This is a genomic window from Megasphaera sp. NM10 (assembly GCF_000417505.1).
Classification (GTDB): domain Bacteria; phylum Bacillota; class Negativicutes; order Veillonellales; family Megasphaeraceae; genus Megasphaera; species Megasphaera intestinihominis.
In genome coordinates this window covers 1-22,533 of sequence record NZ_APHY01000067.1, presented here as the reverse complement: position 1 = coordinate 22,533, position 22,533 = coordinate 1, and the positions used below count along the sequence as shown (strand labels likewise).

Sequence of the window (22,533 nt, the reverse complement as noted above, 5' to 3'; positions counted from 1 at the left end):
TCAGAGTGCTTGAATAACCATATACATAGCAAAGGCACACGTTTTTGTCCGACTGGATGGCCGGTCTGTTTCGTGTACCTTTTTTACGTTTAGCTAAAAAAGAGAATAGAACGATGAAATAGAATAAAAAAAGAAGAGCTGTCGCACAAAGCCGAAATGGCTTAATGCGACAGCCCCTTTTCCTTACATATGTAATCCTTCGCGTAATTTTTCAAAGATTTTCTGTTCGTCTTCGGTCAGGTCGCGGCCCAGGTCGATGTGGAGTTCTTCCCCATTGCTGCGGGCCTTGTCCTGTTCGTGCTTATCGCCGCTCTTGGCGCTGTCGTCACGGATAATCACGCTTACACCACCTTAGATCAAAGTTTTCGGATCGGGATAGTCTTTAATGCTTTCAGCCAGTTTATCGGCCAGTTCGTCGAGTTCACATTCCTGGTCGTCGCGGAGAGACGATTTCATATCCATCGTCGGTTCCAGGAGTTCGCAGCATTTGAACTGATTTTCGACGTAGTCGACCATGGTCTTATAGGCAGCTGATGCCCAGCTGTGGCAGGCGATGACGCCGATCGTGCGTTTCTGGAACATGAGGGTCTTCAAGTCGTGGAGGAAGTTTTCCATGGGCAGGAAGAGGTTCAGGTTGTACGTCGGAGCTGCCAGGACGAGGTGGCTGTATTCCCAGGCTTTAGCCGTGATGTACGACGAATGGATCTTGGCGACGTCGTAGAGGCGGATATCCTGGATGCCGCGCTGGCTCAATTTATGGGCCAGGACGCAGGCAGCCCGTTCGGTGTTGCCATAGATGGACGAGAAAGCGATGACGACGCCTTTCTTTTCCGGTACGTATTTAGCCCAGTGGAGGTATTTGTCGATGATATACTTAATCGTAGCCGGCGTGCGGAATACGAAGCCGTGGAGCGGGCAGATGAAGTCGATAGGAAGGCCCGATGCCTTCTTGAGGACGTTGACGACCTGCGGGCCGTATTTGCCGACGATGTTGACATAGTAACGGCGGGCCGAATCGAGGTAGTTTTCTTCAAAGTCGACCTGGTCTGCATAGACGTTGCCGACCGTACCGAACTGGCCAAAGGCATCGGCACTGAAGAGGACGTGATCCGTCAAGTCATAGGACATGATGACTTCCGGCCAATGGACCATCGGCGCTTTGACGAACTGCAGGGTATGTTTACCCAGAGCCAGCTGGTCCCCTTCCTTGACGGCGACATAGCGGTCCGTCATGGGATGACGGAAGAACTGTTCAAAGAGCTTGAAGGTCTGCGGCTGGCCGATAATCTTGGCGTCCGGATATTTTTCCAGGAGAGCCAAAGCCGAGCTGGCATGGTCCGGTTCCATATGCTGGAGGACGAAGTAGTCCAGTTTACGGCCTTTGAGCAGGTATTCGACGTCTTCCAGGAATTCGTCACGGCACGATTTATCCATGGCATCGACGACACAAGTCTTTTCGTCATCGATGAAATAGGAATTGTACGTAACGCCTTCGGGAATCGGGAAAATCCGTTCAAACAATTCCGTACGGAAATCGTTGCAGCCCATCCAATAAATACCATTTTTAATTTCTTCTACACAATGCATACTGATATGACCTCCTTAAAAAGTACAAGCAGCATTCATGCTGTAATGTCAATTCTCATACCCATATCATACCATCTTTTGGACAAACAGGAAATACTAACAAGAAAAAAAGTTAATTAAAAATCTTTATTGTTTATTTGTTTTACCCGTATCGCGATTGTTATCGGACGACTGGCGGCTCTTCGACGAATCGGAACTCTTGGTCGCATTCGTCGACTTATCGTCAGACCGGCTGCGGGTCGTGCTCTGGGACTCGGAAGCCGATTCACTGCGCCGCGTTTCCTGAGAGGAGCTGCGGCTCGGTGCCGATGCGCCGATGGAATCCGCTTCGGCTACGACATTGTCGATGAGCTGTTCCAGGACATCGCGGTCGGCCTGGGACAGGTTGGTGCTTTCACTGAGCATGTCCTTGGCCTGCTGGGCCAGACTCTGGGCCTGGGAACGAGCCGAGCTGCGGCTGATGGAGCCGTTGCGGTACTGGACCTTCAAATTGCGCAGTTCATTGGAAATGTCATTGGCCTTGCTGCGGATGCGGGCCGCTGCCATTTCGCCGCTACGCTGCTTACGGGCATCGGCATCTTGCAGGCGCTTGTCTTCTTCCCGGTTTTCCAGCAGTTCTTCCTGCTGCTGTTCGGCCACTTTATCCAGCGACGCTGCCGTCACATGGGTCCCGACGTAATATTCATAGCCCATGTAGCCCAGGATGATGATAGGGATACAGAGGAGCATCATTTCCAGTTTGCGCATATGCGCTGCCCGTTTCCAGCTGATGACGTTCTTGCGGCGGTGTTCCATGATGAGGACGATGATCAGGACCAGGACAACCAGGAACAGGGCGATATAGATGAACAATTTATGCCAGACCGTGGCCTGGAGCTTGATTTCCGTCGGATTGGAATTGGACAGGTTCCACAAATAGGTACTGCCCTGGTCATCGGCTTTATCGCTGTTGCTGACGACGCGGGTCCCCGACGGGAAGGAGACGATGTATTCCAGGTCGACGCCATTTTCCGGCATCGGCGCGCCTAAGCGCAGGGTCTGGATACTATTTTCATCAAAATTATAATCAATGTAATAAGTCGAACAGATGAGGCCATCGTGGGTCTTGTGGACAATGTGGTCGACAGAGCTCTTGCTGGCTCCATCCTTGGTAATCGTTTTCATAGCCCGGAAGCCTTCGCCATTATCATTGTTATAATCCATAATGGTATAATTGCGCTTTTGGAATTCATCGGCATCGGCTTTCAAATCTTTCTGCCCCTTAGCCGAATCGGAGACTTTCAGGACATCCTGTGTTTCGCTGCCATCGTCGTGGATGATGGTCTGCGCCCGGAACCCCGATAAGAGGAAGAACGCTGCCAACAGCATGACTGTCATAGCAATCTTGGCAATTCTCGCGTACGCTTTCATAAAATTCTCGCTTTCTTTCTGTGCCATCATTCTTCTTTCGGCGGTACCATGCCGGTATCGACGAGGTGAGGCCGGTCAAATAAGGTCTGGGCCTCTTTTTCCTGGCGGGCCTTGGCCATGGCGGCGCCATTGCTGATATTTTCCAACGGGATTCCATTGACGAAGATGCCTTCGATGACGCCTTCGCCCCGCTTCATGCGGATGCTGGCGATGACGCTGTCATCGGGCTGGAGGTTGTAGATGCCATCGGTCAGCTCCGGTGCCATGCGATAGCGGTCAAAGCCAACCTGGAACTGGACAAAGCCATCCTGATAGGACACGACAGTGGCCTGCATATAGTCGCCGCCGACGAAAGGCTTCGACGCCGAAGCCCCCTGGATTTCCATGAGGCCCGACGTATCCCGTGAAATATAGACGTAAATCTGCTGTCCCTTTTCAGGCGGCGTATCGTCCTTCCACTGCGTCGTGTCTTCGGGAAAAACGACGCGGACGTAGTCCGTCCCAAAGGCGGATACTTCCAGCCGCGGGACGCAGCGCCACTGATAGGGGATGCCATCGACGGCGATGTTATGCCAGCGCCAGCCCATATAGGCGACGACGGCGAACTGGACGAGAACGACGAAGACGAAAAAGATCCAGCGATAACGGCCATCCAGTGAAAAGGAAAAGTGGAATCCCTGCAAAGGCAATGGAAATTTCATTTCATATCGCCTCCTTGGTGAGACCACGGCGAGTGGGTAAAGTATTTTTTCCGTTTCGGTGCCGACTTCATCGAGCTCCACGGCGATTCCGTAACCCGCGTCTTTTCTTCCGCTTCCGGTTCCTGAGGAACAGCCATTTGCTGGGGCACGGCTTCCGTCTTTTCATGGACTGTCGGTGTGACCGGCGACGCCGGCGTTTCCGGCGTTTCTTTCTTTACGTCATCAGCGGGTGCCGTGAAAGTAAATGCCGGCGGTGCTTCTTCCGGCTCGGCCGGGACGGGCGGCGCTTTGGGCAAATCGTCGGACGTCTTTTCCCCTGCCGGTTCGGCAGGCAGTCCCAATTCAGCCGGCGACGGGATGCGTACCTCTTTCATCCACTCGGCCAGGGTGTCGACATCGCTGGCGGCATCCTGAGCCTGCCAGGACGGTGTCTCTTTAGGCGGAAGTTCGTCCTGTTTTTCTTCGCCTTCACGGCGGACGCGCGTCGACGAATGGCGCAGACCTGCCCGCCGGGCAGCGCGCAAGGCGGCAGCCGCCTTATCCTTGCGGGTCCGCTTGAACTGGAAGATGATCAGGGCCAGGACGACGATGGCCAGGAGCGGTGCCAGCGGGGAGAACTGCGTCCCGAAAATAAAGGCCAGCACCAGGCTGATGAAGATGACGACGCCAAATTTCATATGGAGGCTGTGTCCCGGCTTGAAGCCCTGAGACGTTTCAAAGAAACCTAATACGACCATGTACAGCGACGAAAGGACCAGGGGAATCGACGAATAGAGCCCGGCCCGGACGAGGATCGTTTCAAAAGCCAGGATAAATGGGACCGCCAGGTACAGGACCGGTCCCCACAAGCGATTCTTTACGGTCTGGGCCATGAGGGCGATCATGACGGCAAAGAGGACGAGCGTCACCAAGGCCGTGACCCAGTGAAAGGCATGGACCCGGGCAATGCCATACCAAGCCGCAGGCAGGCAGGAAATGAGCAGCGAGCCGGCAGCGGCAAAGCGGCCGAACCAGCGGAAGGGTACGCCCCAGGACTGATGGATGTCGATGGAATAACCGACGAGCATGATGGTGACGGCCAAACTCCCCAGCATGAGGAAAGGGATATAGTCCGTCGACCTGGCTGCCAGGCCAAAAGCAGCAAAGACGGTAATCGTCATGACCCAGGAAAAAATAGACAGGCGCCGTTCATCACGCATGGTGATGAGGGTATCATAAAAGGGCACGGCCAACAGGAGGAAAATCCACAACAGCGCCGTCCCGCCCAGCGTATTCAGTGGCCCGCCGGCAGCCGTCCAGTACAAGAGAGCCAGGTCATAGACGACGAGGGCCGCAATGGACCGCAGCAGATAGACGACGGGCAGGCAGAGGATGGCGCAGACGGCGACGTAGGCCGTCACATCCCAGCCGATATAGAAAGACTGCTCGGCCATTGCCAGGACGGCAAAGACGCCCAGGCAATGGACTAGGGCCACGCCTTCGGCGACGAGGCTCCCCTGCCGTTCCTGGAACATGGCGGCGCCGACACCGATCTGAGTAAGCAGGAGCAGGCCACAGGCCAGGCCCATGCGGACCGTAAGTGATACATAGTACCAGAACTGGGAAAGGCCCCAAATCAGGGCGATACCGGCAGCGGCCAGGCCGATGACGGCCAGCAGGGCATATAAAGGCAGGGTCGTCAAAAGAGGGTTCCTTTGTTCGTCCCTGCCGTAAGATTTTCGTATTTTTTGCTGGGATTCTTCACTGATCCAGCCCTTAGAAACCCAGTCAGCGACCTTGCGGTCGAGCCATTCGTTGGTATTTCGTTTCATACTTGCCTCCCAGGCACCTATCCCGGAACGAGGCAGTCCGGGACCCTATACTCATGAATAGGTTTTGTGTAATCAGGCAAAAAAAGGCATACCTGTGTACTCAGTATACCACAAAAAGAACGATTCCCCTATGGCGTAACGTAAAATTTTCAGAAAAAAGGCGCTATCCTATGAAGACAGCGCTCTGTAGGGTCGCCACGTGGGGCGCCCGCTTCGGGACATGTAAAATTTTCCAATCAGTTTGCTAGATGAATCATCCAAATTCCTAACGGGTCGCCCACGTGGCGACCCCTACAAACTTCATACTACTTTTTAGTGGTTAGTGGTTAGCGGCTAGTGGTTAGGGGTCAGTAACGCAGGTCGTCTCTCCGCGAACCACGAGCCACGAACTACGAACCACTAATTACTTATTTAACGATCAATACAGGGCAGACGGAATGGGTGACGACGTAGCTGCTGACAGAACCCATGAACAAGCCTTTCAACGGCCCGAGGCCGCGGCTGCCCATGACGATGAGGTCAGCATTGTACTTCTTGGCTACCGACAAGACGGCCGGTCCCGGAGAACCGACTTCAAAGACACTCTTGACTTCGATGTTCTGGGGAATGGATTTGGCGAATTCGTCGAGGATACCTTTCCCTTCTTCTTCCATGTCCAGTGCGACCTGTTCCGTTACATAGCCGCTGGCATTGGGGATCTGGTCGAAGTTAGAAATGACCGATACGATATTGGCGACATAGACCAGTGTAATCGTAGCCCCTAACGACGAAGCGATGACGACGGCATGTTCCAGCGCACGTTTCGAGTTAACCGAACCATCCGTCGGCACGATGATGTTATTATATTTTTTCATATGAATCCCTCCTTATTAAGGCCTGTTCTTATCCTTAACATATATATTCGCCATGACTTTTACGGATTCCTTCTTTGTCATCCAATTTTTTCAGAAAATGCCTGCTTTTTATTTTTATAAAATTATTTAGCTTCTACTTAAATGACTATGCGAAATCTGAAAAATGAGTATAAACTTTCATGTCTCTATGCTATAATACTGAATATGATTGTAAAATTTTTAAGTTTCTCTGCAATCAGATAATAAGAAAGGTGGTTTTTATGACACATGAACTCGTAAGTGCGACCTTGCCCGTATGGAGTATCATCCCATTCGCCGGGATGCTCTTATCCATCGCCATCGTCCCCCTCGTCCGTCCGGAATGGTGGGAAAAACACATGCTCGGCGCTGCGTTCGCCTGGTCTCTTTTATTCCTCATCCCCTTCGCCGCTGCCTATGGCGTCGGTGAGTCGTGGTTCCGCCTGCTCGAATCGGTGCTCCTCGACTACATCCCCTTCATCGTCCTCCTCTTCGGCCTGTTCGTCGTCGCCGGCGGTATCGCCGTCTGCGGGACCTTAGCCGGGACGACGAAAATCAACTGTCTCCTGCTCTTCATCGGCACCTTCCTGGCCAGCTGGATCGGTACGACCGGCGCAGCAATGCTGCTCATCCGTCCTATCATCCGGGCCAATGCCTGGCGCAAGAACAAAGTACACCTCATGGTGTTCTTCATCTTCCTCGTCGCCAACATGGGCGGCTGTCTGACACCGCTCGGCGACCCGCCGCTGTTCATGGGCTTCCAGCGCGGCGTCCCCTTTACCTGGACCTTCCATCTCCTGCCCATCCTGATTTTCAACCTGGTCCTCATGTTCGCCTTATTCGCCGTCATCGACAAGCATTTTTATAATAAGGAAATAAAAGAAGGCCGTACGCCGCTCGACTTGATCGATGAAAACGACAAGCAGCCCCTCCGCCTGGAAGGGGCCCACAACCTCATCTTCATCGCCATGATCATCGTCGGCGTCCTGGCCAACGGCCTCCTGCCGGATATGTTCCCGGCTTTCGCCAACGGCGCTGGCCTGCACATTTACGACGAAATCGTCTTCCCCTATGCTACACTGGCAGAAATCGTCATCATCCTCGTCGCAGCCTTCCTCTCCATCAAGACGACGAAGACGTCGACGCGGGAACTCAACGAATTCACGTATGCCCCTATCCTGGAAGTCGCTAAGCTGTTCATCGGCATTTTCATCACCATGATCCCGGCCCTGATCCTGCTCAAGGCCCATGGCGCTGAACTGGGTCTGACCCATCCGTGGCAGATGTTCTGGGCAGCCGGTGCCCTGTCGTCCTTCCTGGACAACACGCCGACATACCTGGTCTTCCTCCAGATGGCCGGTGCCCTCGGCGCTACCCAGGGCATCACGACCTCTGTCGGGACCGTATCCCAGCTCATGCTGGAAGCCATCTCGGCCGGTGCCGTCTTCATGGGTGCCAACACGTATATCGGCAATGCACCGAACTTCATGGTCAAATCCATTGCTGAAGAAAACAAGATCAAAATGCCGAGCTTCTTCGGCTACATGGGCTGGTCCGTCGCCATCCTCATCCCGTTGTTCATCATCGACACCGTCGTTTTCTTCCTGTAAGTTGTGGCTAGTGACTCGTGGTTAGTGGCTCGTGGCTCGTGGTTAGTGGCTAGCGGTCCCATGGACCGCATTTGTAGGGGCCGTCCCAGCGGGCGGCCCGCCTCTTCTTTGTTGGAACTCCAAAAAAGGGCTGTCGCATTAAGCAAAAAAAGCATAATGCGACAGCCTCTTTTTTTTTGAGTTTGAAGTTGAAAGTTTGATTAAAGAGATTAGGGCCTCGCATGATGGCAGAACCCCTCCTGTAACAGCGCCTGCTAACCACGAACCACGAACTACGAGCAACAAAAAAGCTGTCGCAAAAGCGACAGCTTTTTTAACTGGTGATCCATCCGAGATTCGAACTCGGGACACCCTGATTAAAAGTCAGGTGCTCTACCAGCTGAGCTAATGAATCATGGCTGGCAGGGGTAGCTGGATTCGAACCAGCGCATAGCGGAGTCAAAGTCCGGTGCCTTACCACTTGGCTATACCCCTATGGGGCGAGTATAGGGATTCGAACCCTAGCGTAACGGAGCCACAATCCGCCGTGTTAACCACTTCACCATACCCGCCATATTAGATTATCTGCGTCGGCCGCGCTGCATTAGCGCCGTCAACGTAGATAATCTTACCACGAGTCGCTCACAAAGTCAAGCACTTTTTCAAACTTTTTTAGCGTTCTTTTTCACCGTACAATAAATCTTTGACGAAATTCGGCAGGACGAAGGCGCTCTGCTGGATGCCTTCGTTATAGTACCGCGTCGGGAAGGTCCGTTTACGGTTCGGCTGCCACGTAAGGGGATCGTATTTCTTCGAGCCCATGGTGAAGCAGTGCATGCCTGACGGATAGAGGGGGATGAAGGCCGTGTACAGGCGGGTGATGGGGAAGATGTCCGACACGCAGTCGAAGATATCCTTGACCAGCTTGCGGTGCATGAACGGCGATTCGGTCTGCTGTACGAAGAGGCCGTCGTCTTTGAGGGCCCTGAAGGTATCCTTGTAGAAATCATACGAGAACAGGCCTTCGCCGGGACCAACAGGGTCCGAGCAGTCGACGATGATGACGTCGTAGTAATTTTCTGCTTCCCGCATGAACGCGATGCCGTCGCCGACTTTGACAGTCAGTTTCGGGTCGCCTTCGATCATGGCCTTGGCGATTTCCGGGAAATACTGCTTGGATAATTCGATGACCTTGCCGTCGATGTCGACCATGGTGACCGATTCGACTTCCGGATGGCGGACGGCTTCCCGGGCAGCGCCGCCATCGCCGCCGCCGATGATGAGGACTTTCTTGGGATTGGGATGGAGGAACATGGGGATGTGGACGATGCTTTCATGGTACATGAATTCATCTTTGATGGACGTCTGGAAAACGCCGTCCAGGACGAGCATACGGCCGAATTCCTTAGAATCGGCGACGATGATATCCTGGAACTGTGAATGGCCGCGGTAGAGGATATCCGACACTTCCGTCGTCAAATCCAGGTAGGGGGACTGATGTTCCGTTACGAATTTTCTCATGACAAGGCTCCTTTATCATATAAAGTATAGTTTTCATTAAGACATTGACACTTTTATTCTACCATATTTACCACCATTTGTCGTAACTCATTTTGGGTCGTAAAAAAATCCTCTGCCCCACCCCTTACAGAATAAGAGGAATATGGTACAATATAAAGTAGACTCTTTATATATAGTCTTTATCATATAGAAATTTATAAGAAAGAATCGGTTGGTAAACCGATAGGGTGACAAAACATGAAAAATCTCTTACATATCGGCATTGACATCGGCTCGACGACGGTAAAAATCGCCGTCCTCAATCATGCCAAACAGTGCCTCCACGCATGCTATGTCCGCCACTATACGGATATACGCCAAAAAGTCTGGGATTTACTGCAAAACGCCTATGAAATCTTTGGCGACCGTCAAATCACCATGGCCATCACCGGCTCTGGCGGCATCGCCCTGGCAGACTACCTGCACATCCCCTTTTTGCAGGAAGTCATCGCCGGTACCAAAGCCGTCCGCACGTATTATCCCCAGTCGGACGTCATCATCGAACTCGGCGGTGAAGATGCGAAGATCACCTATCTGACCGGCGGCAACGAACACCGCATGAACGGCAACTGCGCCGGCGGGACCGGGGCCTTCATCGACCAGATGGCGACCCTCCTCGACACCGATGCCGGCGGCCTCAATGAAATGGCCAAGAAAGCCGACACAATTTACCCCATCGCCGCCCGCTGCGGCGTCTTCGCCAAGACCGACATCCAGGCTCTGCTCAACGAAGGGGCCAGCAAGGAAAACGTCGCGGCGTCGGTCTTCCAGTCCATCGTCTTCCAGACCATCACCGGCCTGGCCTGCGGCCGCCCCATCAAGGGGACAGTCTGCTTCCTCGGCGGCCCGCTGACCTACTTGTCCCAGCTTCGGGAACAGTTCGCCAAGACGCTCCACTTGACGCCGGAACAGGTCATCGCCCCGGAAAACGCCCAGGTCTACGTGGCCATCGGCGCCGCCCTGGGCAGTATAGACACGAAACCCGTGTCCTTCATGAACCTCATGGGCCAGCTGAAGAGCGTCGACGAATCGACGCTGGCCAAATCGGACCGCGTCGAACCGCTGTTCAACAATCAGGCTGAGCTCGACGAATTCCGGGCCCGCCACAGCCAGCATACCGTCCCCCAGGCGGACATCACCACCTACAGCGGCCCGTGCTACCTGGGCATCGACGCCGGCTCGACGACGATTAAAGCCGTCGTCCTCAGCGAAGACATGAAGATCCTCTATTCGCACTATCAGAACAACGAAGGCAGCCCCTTGGCGGCAGCCAAGAAAATCGTCGCTGAAGTCTACCGCCGCCTGCCGGAAAAGGCCTTCATCGCCAAGGCCGGCATCACGGGCTACGGCGAATCGCTGCTCAAAGAAGCGCTGCACCTCGACCTGGGCGAAGTCGAAACCATTGCCCACTATCAGGCAGCGTCCCACTTCTGCCCGGACGTCGACTTCCTCCTCGATATCGGCGGCCAGGACATGAAATGCAGCCGCATCAAAGATGGTCATATCGAAGATATCCTGCTCAACGAAGCCTGCTCGTCGGGCTGCGGTTCCTTTCTGGATACCTTTGCCAAATCCCTGAAAATGTCCATCCAGGACTTCTCCCAGGCCGCCCTGCTGGCCAAGAGCCCCATTGACCTGGGCTCGCGCTGCACGGTCTTCATGAACTCCAAAGTCAAGCAGGCCCAGAAAGAAGGGGCCACGCTGGCCGACATTTCCGCCGGCCTTTCCTATTCGGTCATCAAGAATGCCCTTTATAAAGTCATCAAAGTCAAAGATCCGGCCAAATTAGGAAAGCACATCGTCGTCCAGGGCGGTACTTTCTACAACGACGCCGTCCTGCGGGCATTTGAAAAACTCCTGGGCCGCCACGTCATCCGCCCGGCCATTTCCGGCCTCATGGGGGCCTTCGGCATGGGCCTCATCTGCCGCACGGCCTACCACGAAGACCATGCCAAATCGACCATCGTCAGCCCGAAAGCCCTGGAAGAATTGCAGGTCACGACGTCCATCCGCCACTGCGGCTTGTGCACCAACAACTGCCTGCTGACGGTCAACACCTTCAACGACGGCCGTTCCTTCATCACGGGCAACCGCTGTGAACGCGGCGCCGCCGGCTCGACAGCAGCCCGCAAGAAGCCTCTGCCCAACATGTACAAGGTCAAATATAACTTGCTCTTCGACTATAAGCCCGTAGAAAATGCGCCGCGCGGCACCGTCGGTATCCCGCGGGTCCTCAATATGTACGAAGACTATCCCTTCTGGTTCACGTTCTTCACCAAACTCGGCTACACCGTCGTCCTCTCGGACCCGTCGTCGAAGGCCCTGTTTGAAAAGGCCATGGACACGGTCCCGTCGGACTCGGCCTGCTACCCGGCCAAACTGGTCCACGGCCACATCGAGAACCTACTGGAAAAGGGCGTCGATCGCATCTTCTATCCGTGCATCCAGAACGGCCCCAGCGAAGGCAGCAAGGACAATACCTTCAACTGCCCCATGGTCATGAGCTATCCCGAAGTCATCCGCAACAACATGGGCGAACGCCTGGCCGAAACCAATACGCCCTACCTCTGCCCCTTCCTGCCCCTCCATGACAAGAAACGCATCGGCAAACGCCTGGCCGAAGAATTGAAGGCCTGGAACCTGCCGGCTCACGAAGTCAAAGCCGCTGCCGCTGCCGCCTGGGATGAAGAAGAAGCATATAAACAGAAGATATACGACATTACCAAAAAAATCCTGGATAACCTGGAAAAGACGGGCCAGCGGGCCATCGTCCTCTGCGGCCGTCCGTACCACATCGACCCGGAAATCAACCACGGCATCCCGGAACTCATCAACATCCTAGGCCTGGCCGTCCTCACCGAAGACGGCGTCGCTCCCCTGGGCCAGTTCCCGGGCCACCTGCGCGTCGTCGACCAGTGGTCCTACCATTCGCGTATCTACCGGGCTGCCCAGTACATCACACAGCATCCGAACCTGGAACTGGTCGAACTCAATTCCTTTGGCTGCGGCCTTGACGCCATCGTCGCCGACCAGGTCCAGGACATCCTGGCCCACGGCCACAAGATCCATACACTGCTCAAGATCGACGAAGGCTCCAACCTGGGTGCCATCCGCATCCGCCTGCGCTCACTGCTCTTTGTCATGAATCACCGTCCCAAAGAAGATCACGTCGTCGAACCGTATTCTTACGAAAAGACGATTTTCACCAAGGAAGACGCCAAGCAGAACGTCATCCTGGCTCCGTCGATGACACCGATTCATTTCCCCTTGTTCAGCGCCGCCTTTGAACACGAAGGCTACCGCGTCGAACTCCTGCCCCACCAGGGCCAGAAGGCCATCGACACGGGCCTGGCCTATATCCACAACGACGCCTGCTATCCGGCCATCATGAGCCTGGGCCAGATCATTACGGCCCTCAAATCGGGCAAATACGACCTGGACCACACGACAGTCATGATTTCCCAGACCGGCGGCTGCTGCCGGGCGACGAACTACATTGGCATGATCCGCAAGGCCCTGAACGACGCCAACATGTCCCAGGTCGCCATCTTGTCGCTGAACCTCAAGGGCATGAACAAGCAGCCCGGCTTCCAGCCCGGCATCGGCTTCTGGCATCGCCTGGTCATGGGCATGATCTACGGCGACGCCCTGCAGCAGGTCCTCTACCGCACGCGGCCTTATGAAAAGGTCAAGGGGACAGCCGAAGCCCTCTTCCACAAGTGGCAGAAGAAATGCGCCGAACAGCTGAAGAAGGCCGATTTCAAATCGTTCAAGAGAAATATCCGCGACCTCATCGACGAATTCGACCACATCGACATGAGTGAAACCATGAAGCCGCGCATCGGCCTGGTCGGTGAAATCTACGTCAAGTTCCACCCCATCGCCAATAACCACATCGTCCGCATGATTGAAGAAGAAGGCGGCGAAATCATCGTCTCCGGCCTGGCAGACTTCTTCCTCTACGGCCAGCTGGACAACCAGTTCCGCCATAAATACCTGTCGGGCAGCTGGAAGGATTCCTTCCTCAGCAAGACTGCCGTCCGCCTCTTGGAATGGTACCGCAAGCCTTACGAACAGGCCGTCGCCAAGAGCCGCCATTTCGACCCGATCACATCCATTTACGACATCGCTGACGAAGCGAAGAAATACTTGTCCCTGGGCCATGAAGCCGGTGAAGGCTGGTTCCTCACGGGGGATATGATCGACCTCATCCACCGCGGCGCCAAGAACATCGTCTGCCTCCAGCCCTGGGCCTGCCTGCCGAACCACGTTACGGGCAAAGGCATGATCAAGACCTTGAAAGCCGCCTTCCCGGAAACGAATATCGTCGCTATCGACTATGATCCCAGTGCCAGCTCGGTCAATCAGACAAACCGCCTGAAACTGATGCTGACGACGACTTTTGAGGGCATCCGCGAACCGGTACAGGAAGACACCAAGCCGGTCATGCCCTTCATGAGCGGTGTCCGCATCAACAGCTCACTGGAAAAATAGTTCCAATAAAAGGGGGTATGTATCATGAAAAACATCTTAGTTCCTATTGACGGTTCCCAGCCGTCGCGCAACGCCTTGCAACATGCCATCGACATTGCTAACGCATATAGTGCCGAATTGACCATCGTCAATATCACCAATGCCGATGCCGTCCTGGACAGCTTCGATGTCTTTGAAGACATGACCGATGAAAAAGTCAAGGACCTGACCAAACTGGCCAAGGATAAGAGCGGCTACGTCCTGGAAAAAGCCATGGACGCCGTTCCGGAAAACCTGACGGTCCACACGGTCCAGCTGGTCAGTACGCCGGAAATCGGCATCCTCAGCGAAGCCGACAAATGCGACGCCGACCTCATCGTCATGGGCCGCCGGGGCAGCCATTCCCTGTCGGAACAGCTCCTGGGCAGTGCCAGTACCTATGTCCTGGCCCATGCCAAATGCCCGGTCCTCCTGGCGCACAATAAGAAAGAAGGACCGTACCGGCGCATCCTCGTCCCGGCTGACGGCTCGGAAGAATCACTGAAAGCTGTCCGCTACGCCGTAGAATTCGCCAAAGCCGACGGCGCATCGGTCACGGTCTTCCACGTCGCCAACATGCGCGACCTCATCGCCGAAGAAACGGCACTGGACCAGAAAAAACGCGGCCTCGAAGACTTGACCGACCGCCTGCGCCAGAGCGCCGACCGCGTCTTCGCCCTGTGCAAGGCTGCCATTGCCGACCATAAAGGCGGCGTCGACATCCACTTCGTCGCCAACATCGGCCGTCCGGGCCCGACAATCCTCAAAAAAGCCGAAAAAGACGGTTCGGACCTGCTCATCATGGGCAGCCGCGGCCGCAGCGGCCTGACCTCGATTCTCCTGGGCAGCGTCAGCCGCTACATCACGACCCATTCGGGCCTGCCCGTCATGATTGTAAAATGATAGTCAGGTGCGGTGCACCTGACGCAGGTCGCAGGTCGCAACGGTCTTATGGACCGTACCCGCAGGGACCGTCCTGCTAAGGCGGCCCGCCCTGAATGATGGGGATAACGCAGACCGCAACGGTCCCTTGGACCGTATGTAGGGGCCGTCCTGTCAAGGCGGCCCGCCTCGAATGACGGGGATAATGCACTCCGACTACACCCGAATACATAAAAAGGGGCTATCGCATTAAGCAAAAACACTTAATACGATAGCCCTTTTTCATTGAAATTTCTGAGAAAAAGCAACCTCTCAGTCAGCATTGCTGACAGCTCCCCTATAAAGGGAGCCAGGGCAGGCCGTACCGGACGGCTCCTGCATTGCGGATGCGGACTGAGACCTGCGACCTGCGGGCCGCCCTTTGGGCGGCCCCTACAGTTGCATAGCCTTGTAGAGTTTTTCGGCGGTCATGGGCAGGTCGCGTAGCCAGATGCCCGTAGCGTTATAGATGGCGTGGGCAATGGCCGGTGCCGGCGAGTCGATGACCAGTTCGCCGATGGACTTGGCGCCGAAAGGCCCGTTCGGTTCATAGCTCGGTTCAAATTCGACGTTGATCTGGCCCAGGTCCATGCGCGTCGGCATACGGTACTGCATGAAGGAGTTATTCTGCAGGCGGCCCGACGGCGTATACTGGATATTTTCGGTCAGGGCCATGCCGATGGCCTGGACGATGCCCCCTTCGGTCTGGACTTTGGCCAGGGCCGGATTGATGACCGTACCGCAGTCGACGACGGCGTCATACTGCACCAGGGAGATGTGCCCCGTTTCCGGGTCGACGTCGACCGTTGCCGCACCGGCCATATACGGCGGCGGACTGGTCGGCGAATAACACGATTCTGTCGCTTCCAGGGCGATGTCATTCATGAACATGGCGTCATTGCCCAAGTCCTTGAGGGTGATTTTCTTGCCAGTAGACAAGTCAGTAATGGCTTTGCCGTCGAATTCCAAATCGTCAACGTTAGCTGCGCCGAGCTTGACAGCTGCCCGTTCTTTCATGCGCTGTATCAGGCTCTGGCAGGTCTTGACGACGGCATTGCCCGTGAGGTATGTCGTCGACGACGCATAGGATCCGCTGTCGTACGGCGATGTATCCGTATCGACGCCATAAGTAACGACATTGTCGACAGGGCACATGAGACATTCCGCGGCAATCTGGGCCAGGATGGTATCGCAGCCCGTCCCCATATCGGTAGCTCCGATATTGAGTGAATAGAAGCCGTCATCATTGACCTTGATGGTGACCGAAGCGACGTCGACATTGGAAATGCTCGACCCCTGCATGGCCGTTGCAATGCCGATGGCCCGGATATGGCCGTTGGACAGGACCTGGCGCGGGCAGTCATCCTTCCAGCCCGACATCTGGACGACCCGTTCCAGGCATTTATCCAGCGTACAGCTCAAGGCCGTTTCATTGAAATAGGCCGGCAGGACCTGCCCCTGGCGGACCATGTTCTTCAGGCGCAGGGCGACAGGGCTCATGTGCAGAGCCGCAGCCAGTTCGTTGACGGCCGTTTCCAGGGCGAACAGCCCCTGAGTCGCACCGTAACCGCGATAAGCGCCGGCCGCAATGGTATTGGTATAGACGCAGGTATAGCTGAAGCGGAAGGCTTCGGCTGCATTGTATAAAGGAATCGACTTATGGCCTGACAAGGTGACCGTCGTCGGCGTGTGTTCGCCATAAGCGCCGGCATTCCACAGGGAATCGAGGAAAATGCCGCGGATATGGCCGTCTTTGCTGGCGCCGAGGACGACGCGGATCTGCGATTCATGACGCGGCGTCGATACGGTCATGGATTCTTCCCGACTGTAGATCATATACGCCGGCTTGCCCGTCAGCCAGGCGATATAAGCAGGGTAGACTTCCATGACGACAGTCTGCTTGGAGCCAAAACCGCCGCCGATACGCGGCTTGATGACGCGGATCTTCGATTTCGGGATTTCCAGGGCGTTGGCGACGACGCGGCGGACGTGGAACGGGACCTGCGTCGAGCTGACGATGGTCAGGCGGCCGAAGGCGTCCTTATAGGCATAGGCCCGGAACGTTTCCATAGCGCCCTGCTGATTCTGACGCGTATGATAGGTCCTGTCGATGACGACGTCCGACGAAGCCAGGACGGCATCGACGTCGCCGTGTTCGTCACAGGCCTGGGCGACGAGATTGCGCTTGTTGTCGCCGCCGACATCGACGAGGGGCTTCCAGTTGTCTTCGGGATGGACGACGATATCGTTGTCCAGAGCTTTGGTGAAATCGAGGAGCGGTTCCTGGACTTCGTATTCAACGCGGAGGACGCGGAGGGCCTTGTCGACGGCGTCTTCATTCGTACCGGCGACGAGGGCGACGGGATCGCCGACGAAGCGGATCTGCTTATCCAGGATGAGGCGGTCATACGGGCTCAGTTCCGGATAGGTCTGACCGGCAATGGTGAAACGCGACTGAGGCACGTCTTCAGCCGTGACGATGCAGACGATGCCCGGCACCTTTTCGGCAGCGCTCTTATTCACCTTCTTGACGATGGCTCTGGCATGGGGACTGCGCAGGGCCTTGACGATGAGACAGTCCTTGGGCCGCAGATCATCCGTATAGACCGGCTGGCCCGTGACCAGGGCCTGAGAATCCTTCTTGGCGACAACGTGATTGATAGCTTTGTATTCCATTATGCCCGGACCTCCTTCCCCTTGGCTTTGAAATAGGCCTTGATAGCCCGCATATGGCTCATGTAGCCCGTGCAGCGGCAGAGATTGCCTGACAGGAATTCCTTGATTTCCTCTTCTGTCGGTGCATCCAGCTTTCGGACCATGGCCAGGACGTTCATGACGAAACCCGGATTGCAGAAGCCACACTGGTCGGCGCCTTCGCGGCCCATATAGAAAGCGAATTCTTTAGCTTCATCCTGCAAACCTTCAAGGGTCGTCACATGGCGGCCGTCGATGCGGACAGCCAGCAGGGCACACGACAACATAGGCACATCGTCGACCCAGACCGTACAGAGGCCACAGTTCGTCGTTTCACAGCCGCATTTGACGCTGTAACAGCCCTGGCTGCGGAGAAAATCATAGAGCATCAGGCCCGGCGCGACGTCAGCCGTCGCCTTCTTGCCGTTCAGCCAATACGTAATGGTCATCACTGGTCACCTCCCAGAACGTTTGCCAATAAGCGCCGGCAGAGGACGACAGCCATATCCTGGCGGTAATCGGCGGAACCGCGCATATTGCTTTCATAAGTCATGGAATGGGCAATTTGTTTGGCAGCCCCTTCCAAGCCCTGGCGGCGCACATCAGCTGCCGGCAGACGGACGACTTCTGCCCGGGCCGGGCGGGCGCCGATGGCACAGCGCACGTTTTCTGCGTCAGCCGATACGGCCACGGCGATGACAGGGAAGTCCGTTTCATTGAGGCGCAGCGAATCATACGCCGTCTGGCAGGCCTTTTTCGGGATGATGATGTGAGTCACGATGTCTTTCCCCGGCCCGGTCTGACCGAAATCGGCCAGGCTGACGATACCGCCCTTGTACAATTCGACCTGGGCATCCAGGGCCAGGAACAGCGTCCAGATGTCGGAAAAGCCGAAGCGCCCGCTGATACTGCCGCCGACGGTCGCCATATTGCGGAACTGGGTCCCGACGATATGGCGGACCGCTTCCTTCATGGCGCCTTGAGTGAAAGCAGCCAGCCCATCGTGGCCTTCGAGCTGCCCTAACGTAACCATAGCACCCAGGCGGAAAGAGTCCTCCCCTTCTTCGATCTGGTCCAGCCCCAGCGCCGACAAATCGATAGCCTGGGCAATGCGCCGCTGCGGCGACAAGCGGAGCCAGCAGCAGCCGCCGAGGACGACAGCGGACCGGTTCTGGTTAAGCTCCCACGCTTCTTCCAGAGAGGCCGCTTTCGTATATTGCGCAATATTCATAAAAAACCCTCCTTTACAGGGCAAAAAATAAATTCAATGCATAGTCCATCAAGTTTATTATACCAGCAAAAAAGGGCGGGCCGCAAGAGACTGTATGAGACATAAAAAAAAGGATTTGTCGCACGTGCGACAAATCCTTTTCTTGTAGGGGCGACCGCGTGAGGCAGCCTCTCTGGAATATGTACGATTTCCCAATCAGCTTGCTAGGAAAGACATCCAAATCCCTAACGGGTCGCCCACGGGCGACCCCTACAAACTCCGTACTATAACTATAAAGAGAAAGGCCCTTGCATTATGGCTGTATTTTGAAAAGTCTTTCTGTATTTGCTTTGGCATGAGCTGTCAATTCTTCGACAGATACGCCCATATACCCGGCCAGGGTCTGTGCCACATAGGTGATATTGTTGGGCACATTGGTCCGGGGCAGGTGGAAGCCCCGCGGCGTCAGGTACGGTGCATCCGTTTCGATGAGGACCCGGTCCAAAGGCAGGATGGATACAGCATCGCGTAAGGGAGCCGCCCGCCGTTCATCGCAGATCCAGCCGGTAATACCGATATAAAAACCCAAATCGAGCATCTTTTCCAGCGTCTTCTTGTCGCCCGTATAACAGTGGACGACCGATTGCGGACAAAGCCCTTCATGCCCCTTGAAACAAGCCAGGAAGTCATCAGCTGCGTCCCGTTCATGAAGGAACATGGGCTTACCTAATTCTTCTGCCATGGCAATGAGGGCTTTGAAAAAGTGGAGCTGGTTCTCTTTCTTAGAATACATGCGGTCGTAATCAAGACCCGTTTCACCGACAGCGACGACTTTCGGATTCGTCGTGATGATGCGCCGGATTTCCTCCAAATCCGCCTCCGTCGCTTCATCAGCCACGTGAGGATGGATACCGGCCGTGCCAAAAGCCGTGTGATGGCGGACAAACTGGTTGACCAGACGATTCTCCCGTGCTTCCGACCCAGTCAGGATACAGCAGATACCGTCCACCGCCGCATCGGCAATGATTTTTTCCGGTTTGGGAAAAGACCGGGTAAATAAATTGAGCCCAATATCATAATATTTTATATCCATGTCAGACACCTCGTGAAAATAAGATTCCACGAATATTGTACCAAAAAAACAGGTTCCTGCGTAGCTTAAAAAAAGCTTGTCACACAACGACAAGCCCTTTAAGGTTGTTAGCGGCTAGCAGTTAGTGGTTAGCGGATGTTTTTTAATTTAAAGGTTTTCTGCCTTTTTCCTATCCTTCTTGTGTCAAATCAATTCCAAAATCACTATGCAGGGTTGTAATCTTTTCACTGGCTTTCTTTGATGATACCCATTTTGCCTCATTGTACCAAATTTTGTTTTTTTGTACAATCCACATTCATGGCAAAAAAAGAGCACCCAGAAAATTTTCCTAGGTGCTCTCTGTCCAGTAATCTGGCGGAGTGAGAGAGATTCGAACTCTCGCAGGCCTTACGACCTCTAACGATTTAGCAAACCGTCCTCTTCAGCCTCTTGAGTATCACTCCATGCGTCAACTGACTATGTCAGTATACTACGATGGAGCGATATTGTCAAGTTATTTTTTCAATATATCTTCTACGGCCTTGGTTTTATTGTTCATCATATTCGTATAGCCCGGTCGGATATCGGCTTTCAAGACGACTTCAGCCCGCAGACCCTGGTCCGTCAGGTATTGCGTCGCTTTTTTGACGACTGCCATGACATCGTCCCATTCGCCTTCGATTTCGGTGAACATGGAATTGGTCCGGTTCGGTAAGCCTGATTCCCGGATAATACGCACGATTTCAGCGACATACGGAGCGAATTCATCGCCAGTCCCGCACGGGGCAATAGCTACAGCAATTAAGGTATTCATGATATTATGCCTCCTCTACAGTCAATGGGTTCTGGGCAATCGCATCGGGCGTTGCCACATAGAGTTCGTCGATGAAATCCGTCTGGAAAGAACCTGTCCCTTTGGCATGAGCTGCGGCCCGTGTACCGGCCAGGTTATAGACGGCAGAGCCGGTAATGGCGGCGATGAACGGATCTGCTACGGCTGCATAGACAGCCATGACACCGCCAAGGGAACAGCCTGTCCCGGTAATGCAGGGCATCATTTCCGAACCGCCCTGGGAAAAGACGAGCTGCCGGCCATCGGTAATCAAATCTTCTTCTCCCGAAATGGCTACGGCTCCGCCAGTCCAGCGGGCTACAGCGACGGCAGCCGGAGCGGCAGAACGAACAGAATCGGTAGAATCGACACCGCGAACGTCCGAAGTATCAGAACCGCCTTCTAAGCCCCATAATCCGGCTAAAGCAATGATTTCAGAGGCGTTGCCCCGGATAATAGACGGTTTATAGGCCTTGAAGGTCGTCAAAAGGTCCGTCCGCATTTGTCCCATGCCAATGGCCACGGGATCCAGGACCCAGGGTTTGCCTTCTTCATGGAGTACGACTGCTGTTTTTGGCAGTGTTTCCGCATAAATCGGGAATAACGTCCCTACGTTGATATACATAGATGCACCGGCCTTGGCCATACTGACGCCTTCGTCCGGTAAATAGACCATAGCGGCCGAACCGCCGACAGCCAGCTGGGCATTGGCAACGAAATTAATGGTCACCGTATTCGTAATAGACGGCGTCAGCGGATTCGATGCCTTAGCCAGTTTCGCGGCTTCCCTAACGGCATCGCGGATTTCAGATTCAGTCATATTATTACCACCTTTGTCATTTTTCTGTTTCTATTATAGACGTTCTGCTGGTGAAAGACTAGAGGGGATTTAGTAGCATATCCACAATCCGAGACAGTTAGCGGTCAGCAGTTAATTGTCCGCAGCCTTGCGGACTACACCGTAGGGGCTTGCACGTGGCAAGCCCGCTATGACTATGTGAGCATAACGTATACTAATATATGTGCGTGTTTTCCTGCATCACCTGTCATGTATGATGGATATGCCATTATTCCGAACGGGCGCCCCTACTGAGTCCGAGTCCGTCATGTATGGCGTATACACCATGATTCGTAGGGGCTTGCACGCGGCAAGCCCGCTATGACTATGTGAGCATAACGTATGCTGATATATGTGCGTGTTTTCCTGCATCACCTGTCATGTATGATGGATATACCATTATTCCGAACGGGCGCCCCACGTGGGCGCCCCTACCAGCTGCTAGCGGTCAGCCGTTAGCTGCCGCAGTCCTACGAGCCATCATGCTGAATAGGCTGTGGTCAAATATCACAGCGGGCCGCCCAAGGCTCCCTTTATAGGGGAGCTGACCGCCAAAGGCGGTCTGAGAGGTTGAAGATCGGCCCCTACGATGCGGCCATAAGGCCGCAAAAACGAGCCACGAACCATTAACAACGAACAGCAAAAAAGCACTGGCGGTTGTCCCACCTCTCCTGCCGAATCCAGGGTATCTCTGTCTGACCGCATACTTTCACTCCATCAGGTCACGAGATTCGGCATAAGCGACTAACACGGTTTTGCGCGTCGCAGAGCTCCTTCAAAACCGGTTCCCTGCTTATCCCAGGGAACCCTGGTCGGATAGGAAGCCGCCTCGTCCCACATCGCTTGTCATGTATGATGGGTACCCCCATTATTCCGAACGGGCGCCCCACGTGGGCGCCCTTGCTAGCTGCTRACGCTGACTGA

16 protein-coding genes and 4 tRNA genes are annotated in these 22,533 nt (G+C 54.8%); 3 read left to right on the top strand and 17 right to left on the bottom strand.

Annotated elements, in window-relative coordinates; genetic code table 11:
* Window positions 1-183: 183 nt before the first annotated feature.
* The 6 genes from NM10_RS14065 to NM10_RS10375 all read right to left on the bottom strand — a co-directional run bounded on the left by NM10_RS14065 (window position 184) and on the right by NM10_RS10375 (window position 6,363).
* Window positions 184-339, bottom strand: a complete 156-nt coding sequence (locus NM10_RS14065; protein WP_014015129.1) for a hypothetical protein — start codon at window positions 337-339, stop codon at window positions 184-186.
* A 12-nt stretch (window positions 340-351) separates the two neighbouring features.
* Window positions 352-1,587 carry an FprA family A-type flavoprotein gene (locus NM10_RS10395; protein WP_020311528.1) on the bottom strand — a complete coding sequence of 412 codons (1,236 nt, stop codon included), beginning with the start codon at window positions 1,585-1,587 and terminating at the stop codon, window positions 352-354.
* A gap of 126 nt (window positions 1,588-1,713) precedes the next feature.
* Window positions 1,714-2,997, bottom strand: coding sequence for a hypothetical protein (locus tag NM10_RS10390; RefSeq protein WP_239639704.1), 1,284 nt, complete (start codon window positions 2,995-2,997; stop codon window positions 1,714-1,716).
* A gap of 26 nt (window positions 2,998-3,023) precedes the next feature.
* Window positions 3,024-3,698 (bottom strand): hypothetical protein, encoded by a 675-nt coding sequence (locus NM10_RS10385; RefSeq protein ID WP_020311526.1) that lies wholly within the window; start codon window positions 3,696-3,698, stop codon window positions 3,024-3,026.
* Window positions 3,695-5,509 (bottom strand): DUF2157 domain-containing protein, encoded by a 1,815-nt coding sequence (locus tag NM10_RS10380; RefSeq protein WP_020311525.1) that lies wholly within the window; start codon window positions 5,507-5,509, stop codon window positions 3,695-3,697. Before NM10_RS10380 ends, NM10_RS10385 begins: the two co-directional genes overlap by 4 nt.
* 407 nt (window positions 5,510-5,916) lie before the next feature.
* Complete coding sequence (locus NM10_RS10375) at window positions 5,917-6,363, bottom strand: universal stress protein (protein ID WP_014015134.1); 447 nt, start codon at window positions 6,361-6,363, stop codon at window positions 5,917-5,919.
* Window positions 6,364-6,623: 260 nt separating this feature from the next.
* Here NM10_RS10375 and NM10_RS10370 point away from each other — a divergent pair, with 260 nt between their 5' ends.
* Window positions 6,624-7,991, top strand: coding sequence for a sodium:proton antiporter (locus tag NM10_RS10370; protein ID WP_071601852.1), 1,368 nt, complete (start codon window positions 6,624-6,626; stop codon window positions 7,989-7,991).
* Between the two features lie 318 nt (window positions 7,992-8,309).
* Here the strand turns inward: NM10_RS10370 and NM10_RS10365 are convergent.
* The 4 genes from NM10_RS10365 to speE all read right to left on the bottom strand — a co-directional run bounded on the left by NM10_RS10365 (window position 8,310) and on the right by speE (window position 9,491).
* A tRNA-Lys gene (locus tag NM10_RS10365) sits at window positions 8,310-8,385 on the bottom strand.
* A 5-nt stretch (window positions 8,386-8,390) separates the two neighbouring features.
* Window positions 8,391-8,465, bottom strand: a tRNA-Gln gene (locus tag NM10_RS10360).
* Window position 8,466: 1 nt separating this feature from the next.
* Window positions 8,467-8,542: transfer RNA gene (locus NM10_RS10355), tRNA-His, on the bottom strand.
* Between the two features lie 100 nt (window positions 8,543-8,642).
* Window positions 8,643-9,491 carry a polyamine aminopropyltransferase gene (speE, locus tag NM10_RS10350; RefSeq protein WP_020311523.1) on the bottom strand — a complete coding sequence of 283 codons (849 nt, stop codon included), beginning with the start codon at window positions 9,489-9,491 and terminating at the stop codon, window positions 8,643-8,645.
* Between the two features lie 237 nt (window positions 9,492-9,728).
* Here speE and NM10_RS10345 point away from each other — a divergent pair, with 237 nt between their 5' ends.
* Both NM10_RS10345 and NM10_RS10340 read left to right on the top strand, forming a co-directional pair.
* Window positions 9,729-14,024, top strand: coding sequence for a 2-hydroxyacyl-CoA dehydratase (locus NM10_RS10345; protein ID WP_020311522.1), 4,296 nt, complete (start codon window positions 9,729-9,731; stop codon window positions 14,022-14,024).
* Window positions 14,025-14,048: 24 nt separating this feature from the next.
* Window positions 14,049-14,945, top strand: a complete 897-nt coding sequence (locus NM10_RS10340) for a universal stress protein (protein ID WP_020311521.1) — start codon at window positions 14,049-14,051, stop codon at window positions 14,943-14,945.
* Window positions 14,946-15,356: 411 nt separating this feature from the next.
* On the opposite strand, the gene NM10_RS10335 is transcribed toward NM10_RS10340, so the two are convergent.
* The 7 genes from NM10_RS10335 to thiM form a co-directional block, all read right to left on the bottom strand.
* Complete coding sequence (locus NM10_RS10335; RefSeq protein ID WP_020311520.1) at window positions 15,357-17,639, bottom strand: xanthine dehydrogenase family protein molybdopterin-binding subunit; 2,283 nt, start codon at window positions 17,637-17,639, stop codon at window positions 15,357-15,359.
* Complete coding sequence (locus tag NM10_RS10330) at window positions 17,639-18,106, bottom strand: (2Fe-2S)-binding protein (protein ID WP_020311519.1); 468 nt, start codon at window positions 18,104-18,106, stop codon at window positions 17,639-17,641. The genes NM10_RS10335 and NM10_RS10330 overlap by 1 nt, the downstream gene beginning before the upstream one ends.
* The gene (locus NM10_RS10325; RefSeq protein ID WP_020311518.1) at window positions 18,106-18,888 is read right to left on the bottom strand and encodes an FAD binding domain-containing protein; all 783 of its coding nucleotides are present in this window, start codon (window positions 18,886-18,888) and stop codon (window positions 18,106-18,108) included. Before NM10_RS10325 ends, NM10_RS10330 begins: the two co-directional genes overlap by 1 nt.
* Before the next feature lie 292 nt (window positions 18,889-19,180).
* Window positions 19,181-19,960 (bottom strand): TatD family hydrolase, encoded by a 780-nt coding sequence (locus tag NM10_RS10320; protein ID WP_020311517.1) that lies wholly within the window; start codon window positions 19,958-19,960, stop codon window positions 19,181-19,183.
* 352 nt (window positions 19,961-20,312) lie between these two features.
* Window positions 20,313-20,403: transfer RNA gene (locus NM10_RS10315), tRNA-Ser, on the bottom strand.
* Window positions 20,404-20,453: 50 nt separating this feature from the next.
* A complete protein-coding gene (locus tag NM10_RS10310; RefSeq protein ID WP_014015147.1) occupies window positions 20,454-20,753 on the bottom strand; it encodes an MTH1187 family thiamine-binding protein in 300 nt (99 codons plus the stop codon).
* Window positions 20,754-20,757: 4 nt separating this feature from the next.
* Complete coding sequence (gene thiM / locus NM10_RS10305; RefSeq protein ID WP_020311516.1) at window positions 20,758-21,591, bottom strand: hydroxyethylthiazole kinase; 834 nt, start codon at window positions 21,589-21,591, stop codon at window positions 20,758-20,760.
* Window positions 21,592-22,533 lie beyond the last annotated feature (942 nt).